Below are 26,025 nucleotides of genomic sequence, written 5' to 3'. Positions count from 1 at the left end.
CCAGGAGGGATCTTCCTCATTGCTGGCATAGAGGAAGCAGGCTCTGATAGCATTGCATAGCTGCGGTCTCAGCTGGCAATGCCCATAGCTCTTCATTAAACATTTCGATGGAGAAAAATCCCTGATAGCCATACGCTTCCAGGCGCGAGATAATGGCGTGCAGATCCAGTATCCCTTGTCCTGGGAGGACGCGATCACTATTGCAGTTGCTCAACTCACCTGGCTTATCCCTCATATCATTCAAGTGGACATGTTTGATCCAGCGCACCGTTTCGGGGGTGAGATGCTCAAACTTGGTCACAGTCGTATAATAGTGAGCGGGATCAAACAAAACACCAAATTGTGGATGACTCACGTGCTCAGCCACACGTACAGCACTCTGCAGGCTCCGTACAATCGGCGACCAATTAAATTCCAGCGCGATGGAGACGTGTAGATGTTCTATCTGCTTGATAAGAGAGCGGAATGTGGATGTTATACTTTCCAGAGCCTCAATTGAGGCGCCGTCTGATGGGCCATCTGTTCCCACAACCAGGGTACCCCCACCCAGATCATGAATGAGTTGTGCGTTCTCCAACACACGTTCATGATTCGTTTGCTGCGCTTCGTGAGACCCGAAGCATACCACATGGGTGTCGAATCCTCCGATGGCGGTCAACTGCTGTTGATGGAGAAGATGGCGAACAGCATCCAGAGAATGCCCTTGTGCCAGATACGTTTTGACGTGTGATAACACAAACTCGACATTGCGAAATCCTGCGTTCGCATAGGCAGTCAGCGCCTCTTCCAGATTGGATTGTTTTGTTGAAACCGAGTTTATCGCCAGTTGTGCGCGTCGCATATGTTAGATGACCTCCGCAATGTCTATAATTTGTTCCATCACACGAACATCCCAGAGACATGTTTCTGCCGGCGCACGCAGTGGGACGTTCCCAGCCAGGGCACGAACAAAACCTTGCGCTTCACGAAAGAAGGCCCAGTCAACGGGTGCATGATATTCGGTGGTGACAAATCCTTGCTCACCCGGCCGCGTCAGATAGACCCTTGCTGATTGTTGCCGATTGAGCGGGACGGGCGTTTTCACCATCAGGTGTCCTCGCTCAAAATTAAAGGTAGTGTACTCTCTCCACTCGTGACTGGCACTCGTGGCCCCATGAACGGTTACCAGCACATCGTCGCTGCGCAATAAGGACTGCATTCCCCTATCCCTACGGAATTGGGCTGCGTAGACACGCATCTCCTTCCCCAGGAAGTGATGGCAGAAATTGACGGTATGCGCAAAAATGTTGACGAGGTAGCCATAAGCCGCACGCTGCTCTGGCGTCGTACAACGATCAGGATAGGTCGGCTGAAGTGGTGGCAATGGCGTTGGATCATCAGCGATGACAGGGGCCCCCGCGTTCTGGATCCAATCCCCGCCATCACAGACCGCATCAACTTCCAGCAGGTTCCCAAGTTCGCCATTGTGCCGAAACTCCTCAAAAAGGTGTTTCGCGACTTCAACTCCAGCATCGTAGCGTTTCATAAATCCCACGGCATAGAGAACGCCTTTCTCTTGTGCCAGCGCTACCAGTTCTTGCGCTTCATCCAGCCGTCCAACCATAGGCTTCTCTGTCATCACAGATTTCCCAGCGAGCAGAATCTGTTTGACCAATGCATAGTTATTCGGCCATTGCTGAATACACACAACAGCATCGATTGATGGGTCCTGTAAGAGCTCGGTCGCATTCTCGTAAATGCGGGGAACATGATATTTTTCGGCAACGGCTCGTGCGAGCAGAGGCTTGAGATCGGTAATGCCTACAATCTCACACTCCCCCTCATCGCGTAAACGGGCATAATTGGCAAGATGGGCAATTTGCCCCATCATGCCGACGCCAATAAAACCAAGACGTGGTTTCTTGCTCATAAGATAACAGTGCTTCCTTTCTTAACCAGTGTGCCTGCAGCAAGCGATCTATAGCATAGAGAGGCATCTCTATAGTAGAGGTCTATACTCCTTATAGATACGCATCGGACTACTTCTTAGCGTGCCTGGGGATGAATCAAGGGATGAAGTACCTGCCAACCACGATCGAGCCCTTCATCGAAACGATCATTCCAGTACACCGGATCCTCATGCTCAATCGCTATATCGCCGCTATACCCAATCTCATCGAGGGTAGAGATAAATTGTGCCCAGTTGATTTCGCCGTAGCCAGGAATGCGGAAACGGAAATAGTCACCATTTACTCCTCCACGATAGCGGTGCTCAGGCAACATCTCTGTATCTTTCGCGTGTACGTGGTACACTCGATCTTTGAACTCGCGAAGAGCTCGAATATGATCAATCCCCTGCCAGTACAGATGGGAAGGATCAAATTCCAGGCCGAGTGCCCTGGAGGGAACGGCTGAAAACATGGCATCCCAGGTATCGGGTGAGCCTCCAATATTCACTGGACGGAATGGTAACTTGCCATGGAGAGCCATCCAGTTCTCGAACGCAATCTTGATCCCCCGTTTCTCCGCCAGATCAGCAACCGGACCGAAGCGATCTGCAAATAGCTGAATATTCGCATCCCAATCGCGATTGGGATCAAAACCAGCCATACTGGCAATGACTGTGACACCTACTTGTTCCGCCGCATTGAACACCTGCTCATAGGCCTGAAGCACACTCTCGGGTGATGTATACACATTCTGCTTGAAGGCGACCTCATAAAAAGCCAGTGCTTCAACGTGTACTCGATGCTTCTCACGTAGCCGCTTGATCTGAGCAATGGCCTCGTTGTCTATGTGACGTTCATGGGCCTGCACAACTGCCCCGGCCTGAAGCTCGATACCATCAAACCCCAAACGAGCGGCTTTTTCCAGATCATCAATCGCATTGGTCAAAAAACTGAGTTTCATATACATTATCCTTTCGACGTTCCGGATGTTAACCCCTGTATAAACAGGCGCTGCAAGAAGAGATAGAGCAGAATCATTGGTAATGCGCCAACCGTGAGCGCAGCGAAAACCTGTCCCCAATCAGTTGTACGATAGGTATAGAAGAAGACCTGAATAGCAAGCGGAAGTGTACGGAGATTGGGATCGGTAATCAAGATTAGCGGGAGAAAGTATTCATTCCACGCGGCTAGAAACTCCAGAATACAGACGCTGGCGATGGCGGGGCCCGAAATTGGTACGATGACGCGTAGAAAGACTGACCACTCATTACATCCATCAACAACTGCCGCATCATGCAGTTCTCCTGGCAACGTCTGGAAATAGCCCCAAAAGATAAAGATTGAGAGCGGTAGGCCCGCCGAGACCAGTGGCAGAATCAAACCCAGATAGGTATTCGTCAGGTTGAGCTGAACCATGAGCACATATAACGGAATGATTGGAACCGGCGCCTGCATGGTAAGTACGAACATCAGCAGGATAGCACCAGAAAGATAAAAGCGAAATTTACAGAGAGCATATCCTGCCAGCGCCGCCAGTATCGCGACCAGAGCCGTCGTTACAATGGACACAAAAAAGCTATTGAACAATGCCTGACCAAGGCCGGCCGTCTGCCAGGCATTGCTGTAATTTTGCCAGGCCATCGCCTTTGGGAGTGCCCATAGATTACTGAGCAGATCACTCTGCGTCTTGAATGAGGAAAGTACCATCCAGACGATCGGATAGACAATGATGAGCGAGAAAAAGAGCAGGATGAGATGGCTGAAGATCTTCGGTCGCGTTCGAAACAAACGAACCTTGCGTTCCTGGGTCCGCTGACTTGCCTGATCTTGAGTCACTACAGTACTCATCGTTAGTGATTCCCTTCTGATGACTGACGAGGAAGCATAAACTTCAATTGGAGCAAGACGACGACGCTCACAAGGATGAACAATGCATATGAAAGTGCAGACCCATAGCCAAGCCTGTTAAACTGGAATGCCTGCTGATAGATATGGAGACCGAGCACCAATGTCGCATTACCTGGTCCCCCCTGGGTCATGAGATAAGGAATATCGAAGGTGTTGAATGCTCCAGCCAGGGCGATGGTGACGTTAATAACCATAACAGGTTGCAGGAGTGGAAGCGTGATATGAAAAAACTGGTCCAGGCGTGAAGCTCCATCAACCAGCGCCGCCTCGTATAGTTCTGTCGGAATCGTTTGCAGTCCTGACAGAAAGATGACCATATGGAAGCCATACCATTTCCAGATATCGACCGCAATTTCTGACCACAGCGACAATTTGGGATTACCCAGCCAGTCCTGTGAGAGGAAACCGAGACCGAGGATATGGAAAAGGTTGTTTATCAATCCAAATTGATAATTATAGAGCCATGCCCACAGGAGTGCCACGACGACAAAGGACATGACCACAGGCATAAACAGGACAGTCCGATAGATGCCTCGCCCGCGTAATTGCTGGTTTATCAGGACGGCCAGCAAAAGGGAGAGCACAATTTTGCCGATGACCGAGCCAAACGCATACTCTACGTTATGCCAGAGTGCAACGCCAAGTTGATCATCGCTGAACATACGCTGGAAGTTGTGCAAACCAATGAACACCGGGTCATCAATACCATCCCAGTTGAGCAGGGAGAGCCAGATGCCGTTGATCAAAGGATAGAGCTTGAAAGTGCCATAGAGTAGGAGAGCGGGGAGAATCCAGAGATACGGCATAAGGATACGCAACCATGACTTCCTCATCCTCTGTTTACCCGCTGGCGGTCCACTGGTTGCCCGACGCCGATTCTCTGAAAGCGTTTTCAACCCGTCTAAAGACCTGGCTTTCGCCATGAAGATAACTCCCGTCTTTTTCGTATGCGTGTGCAGAAATTTCTGCACACGCTTCATTCTGTGTCTCCTATAAAGGACTGATGACAGAGATGTTGTGCATAGCAGCGGCACTTACGATTGGAATGTGTACCCATCCTGGCGTACCTGGTCCATGGTTCGCTGAACCGCCTGTGCGGCACTGGTCGGATTTCCACTGCCGCTGATCATCGTCTGGATATTTTGTTGGAAGGCTGTTGTGATCTCTGGCGGCCAGTACCAGTCCAGATACGTGATTTGATTGGGGGCACATGTTTGCGCATATTTTATGGCCAGAGGATTATTGCTGGCCTGAACATTCTTGTTGCAGGAGGCAGGATCGGCACCCTGTTGATTGGCCCATTTAACCCATGTATCGCTGGTCATCAGATTGGCGATATCCATTGCAAGCTGTTTACGGGATGAATCGATTTTCGCGTAGACGCCCAGCGCATCGCCATAGCCACCTGGCATCTGCCTTTTGACCGTTGTGTCGCTTACAGCCAGCAACGGTGGTATCACATCCATATCCAGTTTGGGATAATTACCAGTGCTTACCGTGCTGATCATACCAGTGTGAGTATAGTAGAAAAGTGCTTTGCCTTGTGTGAAATTGACTGTCGCACCATCGGTATCCAGGCCGTTGACTCCTTGAATAAACATTCCATCCTGAGCATATTTATGGATCAGCTCCAGAGCGGCCACATATTCAGGATCAGTAAATTTGCCTTTACCGGATAACGTCTTAAATGTCGTCTCAACCGCCTGATTTTTTGTTGTCTGCGCAAGGGCCCAGAACATCCAGACGGGCCAGAGATAGATATCTTTCCCCGGGTGGACAAAGGGAGCAACTCCTATCTTTTTGAGCTCGGGCGCGATCTCCTGAAGATCACTATATGTTTGCAGTTCTTTGGTGTAGCCGATCTGTTGCAGGAGCTTTTTATTGTAGAAGAATGTGAAACCACCGATTCCTCCACGTGGCAGAGCCCAGAGCTTGTTATCGACTGTGTAGACCTGAGTCGCGTCAGGGACAAAGCGGCTTTTATATGAGATACTGCTGAGGTCAAGCAACTCATGTCCCACCGCGTAACGACGCAGATCCTGACCATTGAGATCCATCAGATCGATTTGATCATGAGCCAGAACCGCAGCACTGAATAACGTCGTAAAGTTCTCGCTGGTCAGCGTTCGCCATACTACCTGAACTCCTGGATGGGCCTTTTCGATCGCTTTGATCAACGGTTCGCTTTGCGCCTGTACCGCAACGCTAAAAATAACAAATTTGCCCTTATACGGGCCGCTACTGGCAGTTGGAGTGCCACAAGCAGCGAGCGCTGTCCCGAGCGCTCCCGCCCCGAGCAGGGTGAGCATCTGTCGACGAGAAATATCTGCGTCTTTGCTTCGACCAAAGGACATGGTATACCTCCTTGTACAGTTGAGATGAGAGAAATGAAATGACGAAAAATGGGCAAAAATACCCTGTCCTGATGAGCATTCAACATGTATTGAGATCATCAGTAATAGACAGAGCCTTCTATTGTCACAAATGAGCAATTAACAGATGGTATGCAACTCTACGCAGTTCACCTACATGTCAAAATCTTGATAGAGAGAGAGCAGAAGACGAGGAGTTGCGAAGAGAGGTGAAAATAGTGTTGAGGATACTGTGCCTATGTTCGTTGCCATGATCAAACTCCTTCAATGAATGCAAATAGCCAGAGTTAACAGCAATGTGCTTCAACAAGAGCCAACAACATAGTTGACCAGTCTACCCAGGATAGAAAGAGTCAATGGACATATACAAAGAACTACGGAATACGTGACGGAAGAGTATCTTCGCTACTCTGCCAACCAAGCCAGGGTGTGGTAGCAGTATCGATATCTGGGCTTATCCACTCCTGAGCAAGGGTTGGTACTGTAGAGCGGCGAACGGCCAGTTGACAATGCAATGGTTCAGTTTCGTCTGAAGTTTTGCCTTCGAGTTTATCCGCTAATAGCCTCATGGCTTGCATACCCATCGCATGCGTCGGTTGGATAATCGTGCTGAGAGGAGGATTATAGACTGATGCAATCTCCAAACCATCGTATCCGACAATGGCGATATCTTCCGGGACGCGAATACCAGCGCGTTGCAGACCAGCGATAATACCTATGGCAAGCAAATCCTGGTGCGCAAAAACAGCAGTCGGCAAGGTTGGCAATCGCAATAATTGTTCAGCCGCACGGAGGCCACTGGCATAATCGAAATCTCCACTGATAATCATATTCTCATCCACCACGATGTTCCAATCAGCCAGGGCTGCTCGGTAGCCTTGCAAGCGTTCTAGAGCCACAGTATTATTGGGAAGAGCGGTAATACACCCGATGCGACGATGACCCAGAGATAAGAGATGCGCGGTTGCCACATAGGCCCCCCGCGCGCTGTTGATTGGATTCAGAGATTGAAAGACGCATGAAGTTGCGTGTGCGATCTTCGCTGCATCATTTGCTGAAATACCGATGACGCCAGCAGTACGCTGTCGAATAAATACATTCAGGTAGAGCTCTAATTTGTCAGGATCGTCATACGTGTTGCAGAGCATAACGCTATAGCCCCTTGCCAGGGCGACATCTTCAACGCCGCGTGCTATCTCCGCAAACCAGGGATTTGCCACATTCGAAAGCAGCAGGCCGATACTCTTGGTATATCCAAGCCGTAGCGAACTGGCGACAAGGTTCGGTTGATAACCCAGTTCAGCAATGGCCTGCTTTACTCTGGCAATAGTATCGGCACTAATACCAGGTTTGCCGTTGATCACCGCTGATATGGTCTGTTTCGATACGCCTACGTGTCGTGCGACATCGCTCATCGTCACTGACATTGTCTACCCTCACTGCTACATGATCGATCACATGATCGATCATGTAGCAAGTATATCTATCTATAACTCTTTTGTCAAGGGTAAAACGACAAACTGACGCATCCCACCCGTTCTATCGGCCTGGTTGATAGTGAATCAATCTTCTTTACTTTTGCTGCCCCGGCATCTGAACAATCTGACAGCGGACGCGAGCGAGATTTTACAGGCGCCACAATATGTATTTTGTGCTCTATATTTACTTTGATGATATTGGAGTTTATAATTATAAGAGGAGGATAGAAGAATAGAGATGTAGAAGATGTTCTCTGCGCTTGGATCTATCTTACCCCATGGAGGATAGTATGGCTATTGCTGTCGCGACGCTTGCTCACGTTCCGTATGAAGTTGGAGATGTAGGCCTGGCAAAAATGCATGAAGCGCCACCGATCTTTATTTATGACTGGAATGCTGCCAGAGTGACAACAGCTACCAGTGCAACTACTGCGGGAAGAACGAGGATCAGCTTCACACCAGCTGCTGCTGGGGATACCGTTTTTCTCCCGTTCAATCAGAATCAAATCCATTCCGTTTACCTGCCAGCAGCAGGGATAACCGGTTTTGTCACTGCGAATCTGTCTGGATGCCGTCTCTACATCGATAAGGTTGTAGGGACAAACGATCTGGTTATCTACCACGCGAATGCACTGAATATTGGCCCGTATCCAGGTGGGGCCAATCCATTGAACCTGGATAAGGAGACGGTTGCCCGGGTGCAGGCATTAGACAATCAGCATACAAACGCCAGAGCCTACTGGACGGCGGCACCCCCTGCTGGACAGGGATTGAACCTGGTGGCGGTTGATGGGCTGGGAGCAACGACCTATTACACGAGCGCGGTGAGAGAGGTGCAGACCCAACAGAATGCTGGCAGGACAAACGTCGATTTCTTCGGCGGTGTTGCCGTGATCGGGGAACGAACGGCAGCGGGCTGGCAGATACACTGGCAAACTTACGGCGACACAACGTATACAGGGAAAACCATGATGGACTTGAACATGCACGTTCTGGCGACCGGCCAATTGCATACATAAGTGTGGTTTGCAGCAGGAGCACAGAATGGGTGCTCCTGCCTTTCAGGCCTGGATCGTGATAGATTTTTATGGGTTTCGGGCCTCTTTCGTCGGGTGAAGCGACATTGCTGCGGAGAACAGATTCACAGGGTTCGCGCTATCTATTCATGACAAGCCTCATGGTCGGCGAGAAACTCCTCCCAGGTCCTCTTTCCGTCGGTGTGGTAGGGCGTCAGGTTCGCACCAGCCCGATGAGCGCGGGCAGCCCGACCCGGCAGCCAGACCGGCAGGATCAATCGCCGCTTGCCTTGAGCACGCAGGTAGGTGCGCATCAGGTCAGACATCTTGTCGATCCGTGGCCCTCCCAGATCAGACACCAAACCAGCCGGGTCCCCGAGTGTGAGTTCCACCAACCGGGCCGCGACCTCAGAGGAATCAACGGGTTGGAACCGGAAGCCTGCAAAAACGGGCATGATGGGCATCTTCATCATGGCCTGGGCGACTGTAAGCAATAAGTCGTGGAACTGGGTGGCCCGTAGAATCGTCCAGGGCAGACCGGAGTTTATCACGATCTGTTCGGCAGCCCGCTTGGACGCGAAGTAGCCGAACATGGCGCGGTCAATACCGCTTTTGACTGGGACCCGATCAGCACCAACAACTGAGATATACACCAGGTGCCGTACCCGGGTTCCTGACGCTGCCCGAATAAGGTTCTCTGCCTTCACCTCATCTCCCTTGCTGCTGCCCGCGCAGTGCACGATGACATCGGCCCCTCTGATCGCATCTGCAATCCCCTCGCCTGTGGCCAGGTCACCGCGTATATACTCAACCCCTTGCACAGGTTCGTGGCTGTTTCTGCTGAGCACCCGGACCTGGCAGCCAGCGTTCCGAAGGAGGGGGACAATGTGGCGACCGAGTGTCCCGGTGCCGCCTGTTACTACTATCTGTTGCATGATATTTCCTCGCTTATTTGTAGGTTGAATGTCTCTCAGTAACTCGCACAGGAGACGAGAGAGCATGGGGCAAATGTGACACCCTCGTTTGTTCTCTGCCCTTAGATGGGCTTATAATACGAAGGTAGAAGGAGACGTGTGAGCGATGGATGAAGCTATGAACCAGGGCGAAGATTTTGAGCACTACCGCGTGCTGCTCTTTTCCATTGCCTATCGGATGACTGGGAGTGCCAGTGACGCCGAGGATCTTGTGCAGGAGACGTATCTACGCTATCAGGCGAGTGCCAGCCACGAGATCGTATCCTTGAAGTCGTATTTGACCACCATTATTACTCGTCTGGCGCTGGATTATCTGAAATCGGCTCGTGTTGCCCGCGAACAGTATATTGGAGTCTGGCTGCCCGAACCTCTCCTTACCTCGGAGGATAGCATGGCTCCTCTTGCGAACCTTGAGCAACAAGAAACGCTTTCGCTGGCCTTTTTACGTCTGCTAGAGTCTCTCAGCCCGTCCGAGCGCGCCGTTTTTCTTTTGCATGAAGTCTTTGAGTACCCTTTTAGCGAAGTCGGGGCGATGCTGGAGAAAAGCCCTGCCAACTGCCGCCAGATCTTCCATCGGGCTAGACAGGCTTTGCAGCATGGGCGTGTGCGCTTCGAACCGGAGCCGCAGCGTCAGCATCAGCTTGTGCTCAGTTTTCTTTCTGCCAGTCAGACCGGGAACATGGAGGTGCTGACCAGTCTCCTGGCTCAGGATATCGTTTCCTGGTCGGATGGTGGCGGCAAAGTGCAGGCGAACCTCAAACCTGTCCATGGTCAGCAATCTGTGGCACGTTTCTGGAGTTTCTGGCTGAGCCAGGCACGCCACAATCAGCGGCCTCTGACCTTTACGCTGGCTGAGATCAATGGCGGCCCGGCCATCTTATGTTGGGAAGAGGGCAGATTGGTCGTTGTCATCAGCGTGACCTTGAGCTCTGTGGGTATTGAGCAGATCTATGCTTTGCTGAACCCGGAGAAACTGGCCTATCTACAAAAACAGCTCTCCAGATCTCGCGCCTGAAGGTCTTAGAGTAAGACAATGTTAGATTACATTATGGTCCTAGTAGTCATAGCTGCGATCCAGGTAGCAGTTCTCGCAGAGTCGATAGCGATGGTAAAGGGGAAGGATACATCCACAAGAGGTGCATCGTTTACGCGTATCCAACCGCGAGAGAAGTGCCTGGTCAATACGCTCGGTGAGCGCATAGCGATCCCGGTGGACCTCTTCATAGCATAGGCCAGACGCGCGAAATTCAGGAGTGCGCGCTAGCCACAGATACAGGTCGGAACAGGCTATGACCTGTTCAGCGTGTATCAGGTCAGCAGAACTGGCGATCTGCCTGGGCGGTTCTGGAGGAGGGGGAAGGTGATCCCCTTTGACAAGTGCCCTGGCACACCATCGCCAATAAGCGTGTGAGTCTGGTCGTGCTGGTGCATAGACCAGTTTAAGGGCGGCGCTTAAACCCAGCGTGGCTTCTTCCTCTGGTTGGAGCATCGAAGCGAGTTCAATGGGAACCTCAAGGTCGGCCGTCTTGATCATGGATCGCATACTTGCCGGGATAGATTCCAACTCACGCCATTGCCGCAAGCGAGCAGCAAGTAACGTGCAGCCGCACTCCGGGACGAGCGCGAACCAGATCGTAATCGGCAGCCTGCTCAGTCCCGGCGCGCGCATCATGGGACTGGGCCTCAACTCGGGTGGGCACCTCTCACACGGCTCGCCGGTCTCTCTGATCGGCCAGTGGTTTGAGGCCATTGAATATCACGTCGGAGAGGACAACTGGCTCGATTACGACGAGGTGCGCCGCCTGGCCCTGCAGACGCGCCCCGACCTGATCGTCGCGGGCGCGAGCGCGTATCCACGCAGCATCGACTTCGCCCGCTTTCGCGCCATCGCCGACGAGGTGGGCGCCTACCTGCTAGCCGACATCTCGCACATCTCCGGCCTCGTGGTCGCCGGCGAGCACCAGAGTCCCATTGACCACACCCACTTCACCACCACCAGCACCTACAAGCAGCTCTACGGCCCGCGTGGCGGCCTGATCTTGATGGGGAAAGACCACGAGCAACTCTCGTCTGATGGGCGCACCACGCTGTCCCAGCGGCTGCAGAAGGCCACCTTCCCCTTCTTTCAGAGCACGCCCAGCCTTAACACGATCGCCGCCAAGGCACGTGCCCTGGGCATGGTCGCCACGCCGTCCTTCAAGCTGCTGGCGCGGCGCGTGGTGGAGGACGCGCAGGCACTGGCGTGTGAGCTCAAGGCGCGCGGCTATGATGTGCTTACCGGAGGCACCGACAACCACATGGTCCTGCTGAACATCGCCAGCAGCGGTCTGACTGGTACCGTCGCTGAGCGCGCCCTGGAAGAGTGCGGCATCGTCGTCAACAAGAACCGCATCCCTGGCGACACCCGGTCCGCCCTCGTCACCAGTGGTCTGCGCCTGGGCAGCAACGGCGTCGCCGCGCGCGGCATGTACATAGAAGAGATGGGCATCTGCGCCGAGCTGATCGATCGCGTCCTCTCATCTGTTCAGCAGACAGACGAGCGCCACTACACCCTGGACGAGCACGTCAAGGCCGATGTCAGTGCGTGTGTGCATGAGCTCTGCGCGCAGTTCACCATCTCGGGCTACGCGGGCTGAGCGCCGCGTGGTTAGTTTTTGTCCGGCTGGTAGACAAGAGCCAGGGTCTCGAAACTGAGTCTCTTGCTTTCGACCAGCCGTAGTTTTGTCTCTTGCATCCCCTCTGGGAAGAACCGCCTTCCTCTTCCCATGATGTAGGGCAAGACTAAGAACCGATACTCATCGATCAGATCCGTTCCCATCAGGGAGTGGACCAGCGTGGCACTGCCGTCGACAATAATGTCTTTGCCTGGTTGCTGTTTCAGTTTGGTGATTTCTTCCACCACATTTCCCTTGATGATGGTGGATTCTTTCCAGGGAGCGGTTTCGAGCGTCGTCGAGACCACATATTTTTTCATGCGGTTAAGGATCGGCCCGGGACCATCACCGGTCGTTTGTGTGGACCAGCCTGGCCAAAGCATTTCATAGGTGGTCCGCCCCAGCAGGTATACATCTCCTTTAGAATACTCCTCCACAATGTACTCGAGCCTCCTCGCTTCATCCTCAGCGGCCTCATTGGCAGGAGGCCACCAGTGATCCATCGTATCTGCGTCAAAGACCCCATCCAAAGTCATCCACGCCTTCACCCAGAGCTTTCTCATGTGTGCTCCTTTCATTCATTCTACCTTCTGTTCGCCTGAAATATGGGTATCTCGTTGCGTATCCTATGGGTAGTATTCCTTGCAAAATACAAGTAGTAATAAGATACCCCCCATTCTCAAAAAAAACTTCTTGCATCTTGCTCTTCTTGTTTTCTTTGGAGCAGCCAAGAGCCGTACTATAGAGGAGAAATAACAGTATATACATAGTTGAGTAAGTATCAAGAGAAAGTAAATATATAAGATGTAATAATCGGTTGACGTTAGGCAAGAGATTCAGCTATTATTATATTATCTCAGGCAAACATTAAAACGGGAGTGCGGAAATAGCGTGTATGTTTCTCTGCTGGCAGGGAGGTCATCTATCGATATTTCCGTATGGTGTGGCAGATCTTTATAAGTACTTGTAGATTAGCTGCCTGGTGTTTTTACACTGGACTAGCGTGTACATGAGAAAAGGAGTTTCATCATGTCTTCCCACACGTTATTCGCTTTCAAGGTCGCCCAGCCACTTGATACCCTCACCGAAGAGGGCACGGTTCTCCAGTACGATCCTCAGACGCAAACATCTATCTGGCAAGGGGAGGATAGCGCACAGGCAACGGTACGGTGTGTTGGCGGAGGTAGCCGCGAATACTGTAACGCGTATGGCAACTATTGCACGACGTGGGGCAGTTACATCCCAAATGGATACGGCTGGCGCTGTTCCTGATACTCTAAGCCTTGCCTGACGATGCTCTGCCAGGTTTTCATGGTGGTTATCCATCACATTGCCCGATCGCTTGCGCATACCCCTTCGGGACGGTTTGTGTTGAAACCTTTTGCTGCCCCCTGCATTGTGCTGCCGTGCACCAGCAGCGTAGGTTGTGACGAGCGAGCGGCGTTGATGATAGTTTTTCGTGAAAATATACCGGGAGAGGTGCGGGGAACCCAAACCTCTCCTCCTTCCTGTGTCCATCTGTTCTCCTGTGGGGATGCAGATCGCTCTTTTGTTGGCGTGTACGCGAGTAGGAATAGACGAGGAACCAGAGGTTATGGGCAAGAAGCAGATTGTGATTGTGAGCCAGGTTGATGAAATTCACGCGGATGAGATTATTCTGCAGTTGAATGCCATGGGCCACGAGCCGATTCGGCTGAATAGCGATGATATTCCCACGGCTCTGATGGCATCGTTATCCCTAGAAAATCATACCGCTGGTTGGGCTGGCTCTATGACTATTCTGACAAATGGGCGGCGTATCGATGTCGAGGCGATTCGTTCGATCTGGTGGTGGCGTCCTGGCGCGTTCCGCCTCCCGGCTGACCTCTCAGTCCAGGAGCGCGAGTTCGCGCGTGATGAAATCGAGCATATGTTTCAGGGTATCTGGGCCGCGCTGCCCTGTCACTGGGTTAGCCATCCGGAGCATATACGCCGGGCAAGCTGGAAGGCTGATCAGTTGTTGCAGGCCACGCGCCTGGGCTTTGATATCCCACGTTCATTGATGACGATGAATCCCGATGCAGCTCGATCCTTTTGCGAGAGCTGCGTGGGGAAGCGGGCTCTGTATAAGGTGCTATCAGATCCTTTTCTGGCAGCGACAACGGTCGCGGAAAAGTATCCTGAACACATGCCGGAGTACGGGGTAGCTTCAACGACCCTGATTACCAGTGCAGATTTTTCGATGCTGGATGGCGTGCGCAATGCCCCCTGCCTGTTTCAGGAATATCTTCCGCGCGTGCTGGATATACGAGTGACAGTCATCGGTGATGACCTGTTCGCCGCTGAGATCCATTCACAGGATCATGAAGAGACAAAGATCGACTGGCGCTATTCCGACGCGAATATTGTGTATCGCAAGATAGCATTACCGGCTGAGGTGGCTGAGCGCTGTATGGCCCTGGTCAGGCACTATAATCTCCACTATTGTACCCTGGATCTGTTTCTGACCCCTGATGGACGCTACGTGTTCACGGAGGCCAGCCCCTATGGACAGTTCCTTTTCGTCGAGGAGCGTGTGCCGGAATTGAGGATGACTGAGGCGCTCGCAAATTACCTGGCTCGCGGTGCGCAGGACTGATATTGATGGCGTCGTCCGGATCAGTTCTTTCGGCGGAACGTTTTTTCAGATTGGGACAAGGTACATCGATGTATATATATGCTCAGCGTTTCCAACGGAAATGGCGGCAGGTCCAGCAGTATGTTCTCACGCTGCGCTCGCTTTTTCAGTTGCTCTGGCGTATCAGTCCGGCTTTTTTCTGCCTCTGGTTATTGCTAACCCTGTTGACGGGTCTGTTACCACTGGTTTTGATCACGTTGACTTCGGCCCTGCTGCAAGTCCTGGCGCAAGCGACGACGGTGCTACCGACGCAGCATGCGCCGATCTCCTCGACGTTTTTTCTGCTTCTGCTGTTGTTCGCCGGCGCGAATCTTGTGGCACAGATGCTGCAAAATGTGAATGCGGTAATTCAGGAACTATACCGGGCACGCTGCAGCAATCATGTGCAGTTGCTCCTGCTCAGTAAGGCTGCCGAAATCGACCTGGCGTACTTCGAGCACCCCGAATTCCACAATCAGATGCGGACAGCGGCCAATGAGGCTCCTTTTCGTATCCCGATGTTTATTGATCAACTGATGGGGACGATCACGACGCTGACAACGTTCGTTTCTCTCTCCCTTGTGCTCATACTGTGGCAAATCTGGATTGTGCCGGTCATCTGCCTGGCTTCACTGGTCCTCTTCGCGGTGTCGCTCCACTTTGGTTCCAGGCAGGTCCAGTTGATCGAGCAGCGAGGGGAATTGGAGCACAAAAAATTCTATTTTACGACACTGTTGACTTCCGAGCAGGCGGCCAAAGAGATCCGGCTTTTCGGGTTGCGTGATTTTCTGCTGCAGAAGGTGCGGACATTGCTTGAGACAACGTACCGCCAGGATAGCCAGCTGGCCTGGCGTCGGATGTGGGGAGCAGGCGCGGCAGATCTGGTGTTAACCGCGACGCAACTGCTGGTACTGGCCTTTACCGCGTTGCAAACCGCGCTGGGATACATCTCGCTGGGGCAATTTAATCTGTATATGCAGTCGATTCTGCAACTCGTCAGCCTGTTGAAGACCCTGGCGACGTTTCAGGGTGGAATGCATGGCAGCAATCTGTTCGCAGCTAATTTATTTCAATTTCTGGCGCTCTCGCCGCAGGTGGAGGCGCGGCGCTCTGTGTCGCTGTCTCCCCAACCCGTTCCAGTCCGTGCCCCGCGCATTGAATTTCGCGATGTGTCCTTTCGCTATCCGGGCACGGAGCAGCCGGTCTTGCACCAGGTGAGCTTTACGATTGCGCCTGGAGAAGCAGTGGCGCTGGTAGGAGAGAATGGAGCCGGTAAAACGACGCTGGTGAAGCTGTTAAGCGGCCTGTATGAGCCAACCGAAGGGCAGATTCTGCTTGATAATCAGGATATTCGGACGCTTGATCGTACGGCATTGCGCGCGTATCTCAGCGTCATTTTTCAGGATTATACCATCTATCACCTGTCTGCATACGAGAATATCGGTGTGGGGCAGGTGCAGTTTATTGAGGAGGTGACGCGTCTGGAGGAAGCGGCCCGGCGCAGTGGTCTGGAGCGCGTAGTGCAGGCTCTGCCCGAGGGGTATGAGACAATCCTGGGACGTTTCTGGGAACATGGCCACGAATTGTCGGGTGGGCAGCAACAGCTGGTGGCGCTCTCACGAGCGCTGCTGCGTGATGCACCGGTGTTGCTTTTGGATGAGCCTTCAGCGGCCCTGGATATTTATACAGAGCGCCGTTTTTTTCAACAATTGTTGGAGGAACGCCAGGGGCTAGCCAGCGACGCGCGAACGGTGATTTTTATTTCGCATCGGTTCGCGACGGTCCGCCGGGCGGATCGCATTCTGGTACTTGAGCATGGTCGCGTGCTTGAGCAGGGGACGCACGACGCACTGATCGCGCAGGGTGGGCGCTACGCTGACATGTTTCTGCTGCAGGCGGAGCCGTATGGACCCACTGACCAGGCTATCAAGCATGGATGAGAACAGTACCTGTCGAGGTTGGAGCGGGTCGGAAAGGACGTTTTGTATGCCAGAGAATGGTATTCAATCACATATTGCCACGCTGACCGAGCTGCGGGGCAATCCCGTGATCGTGTATGCATCAGTGATCAATGATGACGGTGTGCGTATTGCGTACGAGTGCTTACGGCGCATGGGGCATGTCTCGCAGCTGGATGTTGTGCTTTCCACGGGAGGAGGAACGATTACCGCCGCGCGTCGGCTGGCTCTGTTGCTGCGTGAATATGCGTCGCGGATCGCTATCCTGGTGCCGTATCGCGCCAGGTCGGCGGGCACGCTGCTCTGCCTGAGTGCCAATGAATTGACGCTGGGGCCGATGGCTGAGCTTGGTCCACTCGATCCCCAGGTTGGCACTGCTGGTGCGATGCCTCCCGACGCGCCGCCCGCGATTTCGGCGCAAGATATTCAGGCGTTTCCCGCTATGGCGAAAGACTGGTTTGGTGTCGAACGGGCTGAGGACCGCCTGCAGGTACTGGCCCTGGTCGCGCAGCGCATTTTCCCGACGTCGCTCAGTGCCTTCTATCGCTTTGATCGGCTGGCCCGGCAGGTGGCTGACGAATTACTCGCCTACCAGCTTCCCGACGCCGGGGCGGATGTACGACAGGGCATTGTCCAGCAGCTGGTTGCTGGCTACGCGGCGCACGATTACGCGATCACGCGCGCCGAGGCCCGGTGTATGGGATTGCAGGTGCGTGTGCCCCCTGACCGTGAAGAGCAGTGCCTCTGGGACCTGGAGCAGGCATTGCGTCTTCAGTTCGCCGCAAAGCCAGGCGAAGTGGAGCGCAGTGTCACGGCGCTGATCGCCAGTGCGTCAGTGATAGCGCGTGAAGTCTACCAACTGGCCGATGGGTCCCCTGGCGCGCCCGGAACCCCATCTTCCGCCGGAAATAGGCTGCGGAGCAGTTGGGAATTCGAGGAGTGTGCGCTCTAAGGAGGTCGTTGTGTTCGCGTGTTTGAGTCTGCTTTTTTGTCGCCTGACCTTACTGGCTGTGTTTTGCTGGGCGACCGTGGGAAAAGCGCAGGATGTGACCGCTTTCCGCGAAGCGGTCGTTGATTTTCATATGCTCCCTTCATCCTGGAGCCGGGCGCTGGCCTGGATCTTTCTGGGGGCGGAGTGTCTGGTGGTGGTGTGCTTGCTGAGCGGTATCGCGCCACTGCTTGTGGCCGGCTTTGTGCTGGCTGCTGCGCTGCTGCTGGCCTTTGGGATCGCATTAAGTACGACACTGCTGCGCAAGATGCACGTTGTGTGCAATTGCTTTGGCCGCACGGTGCGCTATGTGTCTGTGTATGATGTTGTGCGCAATGGGCTCCTGGTGCTCTGCGCGCTCGGTGGGCTCTGGTTCTTGCATCTCCCTTTGCCGCCAGCACCGGCCGTGGCCTTTGTGGTAATCGGGTGTATGTCTCTGTGTACCGCTATCTTACTGAGTAATCTGGCTGATATTGTCGATATGCTCCGCAAGCCTCTGCTCTTGCAGTAATTGGGAAGCTGGGCCGGGTGTGGGAGAACGGTGCTTGCGTATCCCTCCTGGCGGCCTATCTAGATGAGAGAAAGGGAAAGCGCCATGGAAACGCTGCTGCTTGTGAGCGTGATCGCACTCTGGATTGTGGTCCTGATCAATCTCTTGTTGACGCTGCGCATGGTCCAGTGGCATCGCGCGATAAAAGAGAGCCGTGAGCAAGAGGTGGCGCTGGAGCAGCGCCCCGAACTGGTGGTCGGAGAGGCGGCGCCTGACTTTCGTTCCAGGTTGCTCACGGGAGCGTCTGTGCGCCTGGAAAACTATCAAGGGCGCACCATACTGCTGCTCTTTGTGTCGCCTGGCTGTAGTGGATGTCGTAAGAAGATGCCGCAGTTACTCAGGCTGAGCATGCTGGCAAAGGAGCGCTCCGGCGTAGAATTTCTGCTGGTGAGTGCTGGTAGCTCTGCGGAGACCTACACCTGGATCAGCGCGCTGCGTGAAGAAGATCACCTGGACGTGAAGATGCCTATTCTGGTTGAGGTGCCACGGACCTCGGAGTTTCTGATGCGCTACAATCCGCGTGGTTTTATTCCCTACTTTTGCCTGATCGATGAACAGGGGATCGTCCAGGCCCGAGATCCACTGGACGCGGGCGTGTGGCCCCGATTGCAGCAAGAGTGGGAAGGCACGACGCCCCAACGGATCCTGAGCCGGCGTGCACGCCTGTAGCGAGCATGCCAGAGCATAGTTACGCAGTACATAGGGAGAAATATGTATGGATGAGAACACGGTCGGCTCCACTTCTACATCCTCTGGCTCTGATCTGTACCGTGTCGCGGACCTGGAAATCTTGCCGGCAGGCGAGCACTATCTGCTGGTTGCTGTGCGGCGGAGTCGGGAAGTGAGCTTTCTGCGCCGAGACGTTGTTGATCTGCTGACACACTGCCATCTATGGCAAACACTCGATGCGCATGTACAGGCATATAGTCAGCTACGACCCCTGCCGGCAAACGTCTTACGAACATTGCGCCGAGAGGTGCAGCGGCTTGCGCAGCGCGGGTACCTGATCAGGCAAACAGATCTGCTGGCGGAGCTACGCGCCTGTGCCACGCCGACCCGGACCAGTCAGATCGCATCCATCGTTTTTCCCACCTGTGAACGTGTCGAGCTCTTGCACCGGGGCCTGATCAGCTATATCGAAAATACTCGTCACTTTGAGCGGCGCAATGATTTTGTGATCGCCGATGACTCTGCGGCGTCGGCCACGCGTGCCGATTATCGCCAGATGCTCGCGACGCTCAAAGCCCGCTATGGAGTCATGCTGTCCTATGCTGGACGTGAAGAAAAAGAGGCCTACGTTAGCGCGCTTGCTACCAGGGGAGGCATTCCGAAAGATATTGTGCACTTTGCCTGCCTGGGCGATCCCGTGTATGGCTTGCCTACTATCGGAGCAAATCGCAATGTACTGCTGTTGCATACGGTAGGGGATCTCATATTGAGCGCGGACGATGATACCGTGTGCCGCGTTGCCTCTTCGCCTGAGGCGATGGAGCAGCTGGCGTGGGTAGCGGACGCCAATCCATTGGAGGCCTGGTTCTTTGCCGATCGCGCTGAAGCGCTGCGGGCATTGCAGTTTGAGGAGTGTGATCCATTGGTCGCGCATGAGCACTGGCTCGGCCAGCCGCTGCGGGAAGCTGTGGCCACGTATGGTGTTGATTCCGTGCCTGCCATCGAACAGGTCGATGCGGAACTGTTGCCGCGTGTGCTCGCGCAGCCGAAGCAGATCGCTGTAACGCTCAATGGCATGGTTGGCGACTGCTGCTGGGATAACCCTGATTTCTATCTTTTCCAGTCCGGTGACACTTATCGACGCCTGACGCGTTCTGAACAGGCGTATCGGTGTGCCCGAGGGAGCCGAGAAATGATTCAGGCCGTGCGGCGAACGACGCTGGTTCAGCACTTGAACGCTCTGTTCGCTCTGTGTATGGGATTGGATAACCGCGGTTTTCTCCCGCCTTTTACACCGCTGGGTCGCGGTGAGGAGATTGGTTTTGTCCTGGCGCTGACGAAGTGCGTTGACTCGGCATACGCGGTCTATCTCAATCAGGTGATCCAGCACCTTCCCGGCCAGGTGCGAACATTCCAGCAACGCCCTCTCTTTCGCCTGGATATTTCTTCTTGTTTGCCTTTTTGTATCGGTCAGTCCGACCCCGGGTTTGTGCATGATCCAACTGAGCGCCTGCGCAGAATAGGCCAGCAGGTACAGGATATCGGTCGTTTACCGGAGAAGGATTTTGAAGAGCTGATGCGGCTCTTTATCTGGAAAAGCGCCAGTGGATTCATCTCACAACTGGAGGAGCGCCTGCATGACGGTGTGGAGCAGCGCCCATCGTTCTGGCGCCAGGACGCGCAGGAGTTGATTCTGCAGGCCCGGCAACAGGCGCTCCAGCCTTCCGAGCAGTGGTATACGCTCAAAGGTGGGGCGGAACAACTGCAACGCGTGCTGGTCCGCTGCGGGCAAGTTCTGGAGTGGTGGCCGACCATGGTTGAAACAGCGCGCAAGCTGCGCGCGGAAGGCCTGCGGCTGGCCAAACCCATATTATAAGGAATTGCTTGTTGGTATTGTTCTCTTTTCTTTGAAAGGGTGAAAATGCGATGATAACCTCTTCCCAGGCGAATTTGCGCCGTAAGCGCGCGTGGGCGCACCTGGCCGAGCAGGCGGCCGAAGCCTATCTTACCTCCCATACCGTGCGGAAATTACAACTCGGGAGCGGGACTAATGTGTTAGATGGCTGGCTGAATACCGATCTTATGCCAGCGTCAGACGCGGTCGTGTATCTTGATACCACCAGGAGCTTCCCGTTCGCGGATGCCACATTTGACTATGTGTTCTCGGAGCATCACCTTGAGCATATCACGTACGAAGAAGGTCTCTTTGCCCTGGGCGAATGTTATCGTATCCTCAAGCCTGGGGGAAGAATCCGCCTGGCGACGCCGGACCTGGGAGCACTGCTCGACCTGTATACGCCACACCCAGATGCCCGTCAGCAGCGCTATATGCGTTTTATCACAGACCATTTTTTGCCGGGGATTTCTGATCCTCAACCAGTTTTCGTGATCAATAATGCCTTCCGGAACTGGGGGCACCAGTTCCTCTACGATCGCGCAACGCTGCAACAGACCCTGACGAACGTTGGTTTTCTGGACATCTGTTTCCTACACCCTGGAGAGAGCAACCATCAACCACTGTGCCAGCTAGAGATGCACGGACAATTTATCGGCGACGAGGAGATCAATCAATTTGAAACCATGGTCGTAGAGGCCAGGCGGTAGCCCCCTGCATGATCCGTTATTAAATGTGAAGGCTCCTGCCGCACGGCAGGAGCCTTCACATTTAATGCGATCTGAGCTTTTCTTTCAAAAACTGACCTGTATAGGATTGTGGACAGGCCGCGATCTCTTCGGGAGTTCCCTGGCACAGTATCTCTCCACCGCGCTCGCCACCCTCGGGCCCCAGATCGATTACAGTGTCAGCGGTTTTAATCACATCCAGGTGGTGTTCGATTACCAGCACCGTATGTCCTCCGTCCACGAGGCGGTTCAGGCTTTCCAGCAAATGTTGAATATCCGCCAGGTGCAGGCCCGTGGTTGGTTCATCCAGAATATACAGATTCTTTCCTCCCCGCTTCACCTTACTCAATTCGTAGGCCAGCTTGACACGCTGGGCCTCACCTCCGGAAAGGGTCGTTGACGACTGGCCCAACTTGAGATAGCCCAGCCCCAACTGGTTCAGCATACCCAGTTTGTGCGTGATCAGCGGATGGTCCTCAAAAAATACCACGCTCTCCTCGACACTCAGGTCAAGCACGTCCGCGATGCTTTTCCCGTGGTACTTAACTTCCAGCGTCTCCTGATTATAGCGCGCTCCGTTGCAGACGCGGCAGGGCGCCTCCACATCTGGCATGAAATGCAGTTGTGTCGTCACCAATCCCTGCCCGCTGCACTCCTCGCAGCGTCCACCCTTGACGTTGAAGCTGAACTGTGAGGTCGTGTATCCGCGTGCCTGCGCTTCAGGCATCCCGGCAAAAATATGCCGGATGTGATCGTAGACCCCGATGTAGGTCGCAGGCGTGGAGGTGGGCAGGCGACCAATCGGTGATTGATCGATATTGACCATGTCGCGCAGATGCTCAATGCCCTCAATCGTCTCGTGCTTGCCAGGGATGATGCGGCTATCGTGAAAGACCGAAGCCAGCTTTTTGAAGAGAATTTCATTGACCAACGTGCTCTTGCCCGAACCTGATACACCGGTAATACAGACGAGCACGCCTAGTGGAATATGGACATCAATGTTCTTGAGGTTGTTCTGACGCGCTCCCCGGATGACCAATTCGACGCCGTTGGGCTGCCGACGCTGCTCTGGAATCTTGATCTCGCGCCGACCGCTCAAGAACTGGCCCGTGAGCGAATCCGGGTTCTGGAGCACTTCCGGTGGTGTCCCCTGTGCCACGACATGACCGCCGTGAATGCCGGCTCCCGGTCCCATCTCGATGATGTGGTCGGCAGCGCGAATTGTATCCTCATCGTGCTCTACGACAATGACGCTATTGCCAATGTCACGCAGTTGCTTGAGGGTCGCGATCATCTTGAAGTTGTCGCGGGGATGCAGGCCAATGCTTGGCTCGTCCAGCACATAGAGCATACCCATCAACCCGGAACTGATCTGTGTGGAGAGACGGAGCCGCTGATACTCGCCACCCGAAAGCGTCGCCGACCTGCGATTCAGGTTCAGGTAATCGAGACCAATCCCTACCAGTAGACGCAAGCGGAGCTTGATCTCCGCGAGTACCTGTTCTCCTGCCTCACGTTGTCTGGTGATCGGGGGGAGATTCGCCATGAACCGAGAGAGCTCGGACAGGTTCATCTCGCCCAACTCGTAGATGTTGGTGCCGTTGAGCGTCACGAGCAAACGCTGCCGTTTGAGCCGTTTCCCCTGGCAATCCGGACAATTGTGCTCGACCATCACTCGCCTCAGATAAGTTTCCATCCCAGAGTGCGCGACCTGCTTCTGGCGGTAGTGCTTATAGCGCCGCTCGATACTGTTGATAATGCCATCGAAACGGAAGGGCTTGCCCACGTGCTGATCGCCTTTCGTTGCTCCTTCGGGCAGGACAATCGGGAACTTCTCGCCTTTTGTGCCATAGAAGAGAATATCGACGGCTTCAGGTGGCAACTCCTCGAACGGGGTATCCATGCTGAAGCCATAGTGTTGCCCCAGACTATAGACAATGCGGCCCATCCATGTGTTCTTGTCATAGGTAAAAGCCTCTGGAATGAATGCTTTCTGCGCGATACTGCGCTTTTTGTCCGGTACGAGCAGATCAGGATGCACTTTCAGATACGTGCCCAGTCCCAGACACGTCACACAGGCACTATCGGCCTCGTTGAACGAAAAGTAGTAAGGCAGCAGTTCACCCATCGTTGTCTGATGTTCGGGACAGCAGAAAGATGCATCCAGCCCCCTGACGGCCTGTTCTTCAGGAAGTTCCTTTGCAGGTTTCAGGATGCGGAAACGCAAGAAGCCCTCGCCGACGCGTAAACCGTTGGTCACCGTGGCCCTGAGTTGTTTCTCGATGGTCTTTTTGATGACGGGCCGGTCGATGATTGCCAGGACCTCATACTCGCGCCCCTCGTCCAACTCAATCTCTTCGCTTAGATCGTACAACTCGCCATTGATGCGCACGTGACGATAGCCCTTGCTGCGAATATCGCCAAACAGGTAGCCATAATCCTCACCATAGATTTTGTACACCGGGGCCGCGATCTCGACGGTCGAGCCTTCTGGGAGCGCCAGTAGATGCTCGACGATCTGCACCGCTGTTTTGACCGGGATGGACCGCCCACAATAGGGGCAATGTGCCTGCCCGGTGATTGAGAAGAGCACACGGATGTAATCATAGATGTCGGTCAGCGTTCCGACGGTCGAGCGCGGATTTTTATTGGTGGTTTTCTGCTCAATCGAGACGACCGGTGAGAGTCCCAGGATGAGCTCGACGGAGGGTTTCTTTAGCTGATCGACGAAGCGTTTCGTGAAGGATGACAGGGATTCCAGCAGCAGGCGCTGTCCCTCTGCGTAGATCGTGTCGAAGGCCAGGGAGGACTTGCCAGAGCCGCTCATTCCGGTAAATACTACCAGGCAGTCTCGTGGAATCTCTACCGATACTTTTTGCAGGTTGTGCTCACTCGCTCCCTTTATCGCGATGGTTCGCCGCACTCCTCGCGTTGAACGGATATCTTCAGGCATGGTATCTACGGTTGGGAATTGCGCCTCAGTTTTCGTCATCGCTGTCTCCTCCATCATAGTAATAGGCCGCTTCATCCATCGTCACCCGACTCTTTTCGGTCAGGCGCAGGGGCGTTGCGACCTTCTGGATAATGTCTCTGTCGGCCAGCCATTCGCAGATCAGCGGTATATCGCGGCCCAATCTTTTCTGGAAGTATTCGTCTATCTCGGTGCTGGAACGCGCGCTGCCCGCCTCAGATAGATAGTTCAGAATTGGTCTGAAAAGGACTTCCTGTTTCTCTTCAATATAGCCGTAAACCTTTTGGATTGCCTGGCGCATAACCTCTGCATCTTTGGGCTGCTGCGCCAGGTCAGTATAGAGAGGGATGAAGAATGCGGGATTGTAGGTGATGGCCTGTTGGATGACCTCCCGACCAGGGACATCGGCATGCCAGAGCACTTCAACGTTGGCAAGAAAGGTTATCAGGTTCAACATATACAGAAAACTATAGATTGGATCGTTTTTGACGACGAGCCACTTTTCCGCCTTTGTTAAGAGTGAAAGGACGGGATTGAGCGCTGTGAGCATCTGCATCTCGCGGTCTCGACTGCCAACGTGGCGAACGTTCTCATAGTAGGACTGCAGCGTTTCATCGGTCGAAAAGAGCAGCGTGCTGCGCGCCAGAACCGATTGCGCCCAGGTTCCCTGAAGGGAGCGCTCGAAGGTAGCTTTAAACTTGCTGCGCGTCACCAGATTGGCATGAATACTGATGCCATTTTCAACGAGGGTATAGGAGCGGTCATCTGTCTTGTCGTCTCTAAGAATAAGGACCATATCAATATCGGATTTCTCCCAGACATTATCATAAGCCAGACTGCCAAACAGGATTGCGGCCACAATATAGCGATCCTGCTTGACTCTGGCGACAAACGATTCCAGCGCCTCTTCATAACGCTGGCGAACTGCTGCCTTCCTCGTGTCATCCCAGTGGGACATAAACGTGTCTCCTTTGTACCTCAAACCCATAAATATTCAAAAACGCTGCTGGCGCAGCTTCTTGAAAGGAAGCCTTTGGCTTATTTGAATGCAAGGAAATACGCTAGTCAAAGTTAGAGAACCAAGCATACCACGAAATTCCTGACATCTGCTGTCAAGTTTTTCTTTTCATGGGTCTATCTTGCGGAAATGGGGTGACGAAGAGCATATCAGGAAATCACTATCTCGGCGAAGATACGTTGGGTGCAGATGACAGGAGGGCGTCCAGGTCAAAGAATAATACCATTGACATTTCTTCGCCAACTTGTTATATTAAATTTAGACATGCTGTAAAATTTCTTATC

23 protein-coding genes are annotated in these 26,025 nt (G+C 53.6%); 11 read left to right on the top strand and 12 right to left on the bottom strand.

Features of this window, described 5'->3' with window-relative positions; genetic code table 11:
* Nucleotides 1-16: 16 nt before the first annotated feature.
* The 7 genes from AABA21_RS04115 to AABA21_RS04085 all read right to left on the bottom strand — a co-directional run bounded on the left by AABA21_RS04115 (nucleotide 17) and on the right by AABA21_RS04085 (nucleotide 7,635).
* On the bottom strand, nucleotides 17-841 hold the full coding sequence (locus AABA21_RS04115) for a sugar phosphate isomerase/epimerase family protein (RefSeq protein WP_338247718.1): 825 nt from the start codon (nucleotides 839-841) through the stop codon (nucleotides 17-19).
* A 3-nt stretch (nucleotides 842-844) separates the two neighbouring features.
* A complete protein-coding gene (locus AABA21_RS04110) occupies nucleotides 845-1,909 on the bottom strand; it encodes a Gfo/Idh/MocA family protein (protein WP_338247717.1) in 1,065 nt (354 codons plus the stop codon).
* Nucleotides 1,910-2,025: 116 nt separating this feature from the next.
* On the bottom strand, nucleotides 2,026-2,889 hold the full coding sequence (locus AABA21_RS04105; RefSeq protein ID WP_338247716.1) for a sugar phosphate isomerase/epimerase family protein: 864 nt from the start codon (nucleotides 2,887-2,889) through the stop codon (nucleotides 2,026-2,028).
* A gap of 5 nt (nucleotides 2,890-2,894) precedes the next feature.
* The gene (locus AABA21_RS04100; RefSeq protein WP_338247715.1) at nucleotides 2,895-3,776 is read right to left on the bottom strand and encodes a carbohydrate ABC transporter permease; all 882 of its coding nucleotides are present in this window, start codon (nucleotides 3,774-3,776) and stop codon (nucleotides 2,895-2,897) included.
* Nucleotides 3,777-3,778: 2 nt separating this feature from the next.
* Entirely contained in the window at nucleotides 3,779-4,816 is a 1,038-nt protein-coding gene (locus tag AABA21_RS04095) for a carbohydrate ABC transporter permease (RefSeq protein WP_338247714.1), read from the bottom strand.
* Nucleotides 4,817-4,870: 54 nt separating this feature from the next.
* Nucleotides 4,871-6,190, bottom strand: coding sequence for an ABC transporter substrate-binding protein (locus tag AABA21_RS04090; RefSeq protein ID WP_338247713.1), 1,320 nt, complete (start codon nucleotides 6,188-6,190; stop codon nucleotides 4,871-4,873).
* Between the two features lie 392 nt (nucleotides 6,191-6,582).
* Nucleotides 6,583-7,635 carry a LacI family DNA-binding transcriptional regulator gene (locus AABA21_RS04085; protein ID WP_338247712.1) on the bottom strand — a complete coding sequence of 351 codons (1,053 nt, stop codon included), beginning with the start codon at nucleotides 7,633-7,635 and terminating at the stop codon, nucleotides 6,583-6,585.
* A 341-nt stretch (nucleotides 7,636-7,976) separates the two neighbouring features.
* On the opposite strand from AABA21_RS04085, the gene AABA21_RS04080 reads away from it, so the two are divergent.
* On the top strand, nucleotides 7,977-8,705 hold the full coding sequence (locus AABA21_RS04080) for a hypothetical protein (RefSeq protein ID WP_338247711.1): 729 nt from the start codon (nucleotides 7,977-7,979) through the stop codon (nucleotides 8,703-8,705).
* Nucleotides 8,706-8,845: 140 nt separating this feature from the next.
* Here the strand turns inward: AABA21_RS04080 and AABA21_RS04075 are convergent, their stop codons facing one another.
* Nucleotides 8,846-9,640 (bottom strand): SDR family oxidoreductase, encoded by a 795-nt coding sequence (locus tag AABA21_RS04075; RefSeq protein WP_420917128.1) that lies wholly within the window; start codon nucleotides 9,638-9,640, stop codon nucleotides 8,846-8,848.
* Between the two features lie 142 nt (nucleotides 9,641-9,782).
* Between AABA21_RS04075 and AABA21_RS04070 the strand changes: the two genes are divergently transcribed.
* Nucleotides 9,783-10,691, top strand: coding sequence for an RNA polymerase sigma-70 factor (locus AABA21_RS04070; RefSeq protein WP_338247709.1), 909 nt, complete (start codon nucleotides 9,783-9,785; stop codon nucleotides 10,689-10,691).
* Between the two features lie 39 nt (nucleotides 10,692-10,730).
* Here AABA21_RS04070 and AABA21_RS04065 read toward each other — a convergent pair whose 3' ends face one another.
* The gene (locus AABA21_RS04065) at nucleotides 10,731-11,210 is read right to left on the bottom strand and encodes a hypothetical protein (RefSeq protein WP_338247708.1); all 480 of its coding nucleotides are present in this window, start codon (nucleotides 11,208-11,210) and stop codon (nucleotides 10,731-10,733) included.
* On the opposite strand from AABA21_RS04065, the gene AABA21_RS04060 reads away from it, so the two are divergent.
* Nucleotides 11,209-12,312 (top strand): serine hydroxymethyltransferase, encoded by a 1,104-nt coding sequence (locus AABA21_RS04060; RefSeq protein ID WP_338247707.1) that lies wholly within the window; start codon nucleotides 11,209-11,211, stop codon nucleotides 12,310-12,312. The two genes, AABA21_RS04065 and AABA21_RS04060, sit on opposite strands and share 2 nt — an antisense overlap.
* Before the next feature lie 11 nt (nucleotides 12,313-12,323).
* Here the strand turns inward: AABA21_RS04060 and AABA21_RS04055 are convergent, their stop codons facing one another.
* Complete coding sequence (locus AABA21_RS04055) at nucleotides 12,324-12,893, bottom strand: dihydrofolate reductase family protein (protein ID WP_338247706.1); 570 nt, start codon at nucleotides 12,891-12,893, stop codon at nucleotides 12,324-12,326.
* A gap of 466 nt (nucleotides 12,894-13,359) precedes the next feature.
* On the opposite strand from AABA21_RS04055, the gene AABA21_RS04050 reads away from it, so the two are divergent.
* From AABA21_RS04050 to AABA21_RS04015, 8 genes are all read left to right on the top strand, one after another.
* A complete protein-coding gene (locus AABA21_RS04050) occupies nucleotides 13,360-13,602 on the top strand; it encodes a hypothetical protein (RefSeq protein WP_338247705.1) in 243 nt (80 codons plus the stop codon).
* A gap of 322 nt (nucleotides 13,603-13,924) precedes the next feature.
* Complete coding sequence (locus AABA21_RS04045) at nucleotides 13,925-14,947, top strand: ATP-grasp domain-containing protein (protein WP_338247704.1); 1,023 nt, start codon at nucleotides 13,925-13,927, stop codon at nucleotides 14,945-14,947.
* A 68-nt stretch (nucleotides 14,948-15,015) separates the two neighbouring features.
* The gene (locus AABA21_RS04040) at nucleotides 15,016-16,905 is read left to right on the top strand and encodes an ABC transporter ATP-binding protein (protein WP_338247703.1); all 1,890 of its coding nucleotides are present in this window, start codon (nucleotides 15,016-15,018) and stop codon (nucleotides 16,903-16,905) included.
* Nucleotides 16,906-16,951: 46 nt separating this feature from the next.
* Nucleotides 16,952-17,875: an SDH family Clp fold serine proteinase gene (locus tag AABA21_RS04035; RefSeq protein WP_338247702.1), complete on the top strand. Its 924-nt coding sequence runs from the start codon at nucleotides 16,952-16,954 to the stop codon at nucleotides 17,873-17,875.
* A gap of 10 nt (nucleotides 17,876-17,885) precedes the next feature.
* Nucleotides 17,886-18,422, top strand: a complete 537-nt coding sequence (locus AABA21_RS04030; protein ID WP_338247701.1) for a MauE/DoxX family redox-associated membrane protein — start codon at nucleotides 17,886-17,888, stop codon at nucleotides 18,420-18,422.
* Between the two features lie 84 nt (nucleotides 18,423-18,506).
* Nucleotides 18,507-19,130 (top strand): TlpA family protein disulfide reductase, encoded by a 624-nt coding sequence (locus AABA21_RS04025; protein WP_338247700.1) that lies wholly within the window; start codon nucleotides 18,507-18,509, stop codon nucleotides 19,128-19,130.
* Nucleotides 19,131-19,176: 46 nt separating this feature from the next.
* Nucleotides 19,177-21,006, top strand: a complete 1,830-nt coding sequence (locus AABA21_RS04020; RefSeq protein WP_338247699.1) for a hypothetical protein — start codon at nucleotides 19,177-19,179, stop codon at nucleotides 21,004-21,006.
* A 50-nt stretch (nucleotides 21,007-21,056) separates the two neighbouring features.
* Nucleotides 21,057-21,734, top strand: coding sequence for a class I SAM-dependent methyltransferase (locus tag AABA21_RS04015; RefSeq protein ID WP_338247698.1), 678 nt, complete (start codon nucleotides 21,057-21,059; stop codon nucleotides 21,732-21,734).
* Between the two features lie 61 nt (nucleotides 21,735-21,795).
* Here AABA21_RS04015 and uvrA read toward each other — a convergent pair whose 3' ends face one another.
* Both uvrA and AABA21_RS04005 read right to left on the bottom strand, forming a co-directional pair.
* Nucleotides 21,796-24,744, bottom strand: a complete 2,949-nt coding sequence (gene uvrA / locus AABA21_RS04010) for an excinuclease ABC subunit UvrA (RefSeq protein ID WP_338247697.1) — start codon at nucleotides 24,742-24,744, stop codon at nucleotides 21,796-21,798.
* Nucleotides 24,731-25,681: a nucleotidyltransferase domain-containing protein gene (locus tag AABA21_RS04005; RefSeq protein ID WP_338247696.1), complete on the bottom strand. Its 951-nt coding sequence runs from the start codon at nucleotides 25,679-25,681 to the stop codon at nucleotides 24,731-24,733. The genes uvrA and AABA21_RS04005 overlap by 14 nt, the downstream gene beginning before the upstream one ends.
* Nucleotides 25,682-26,025 lie beyond the last annotated feature (344 nt).

It is taken from the genome of Dictyobacter halimunensis (assembly GCF_036245075.1).
The sequence above is the reverse complement of the archived record's forward strand: the minus strand, read 5'-3'. Positions and strand labels throughout refer to the sequence as shown.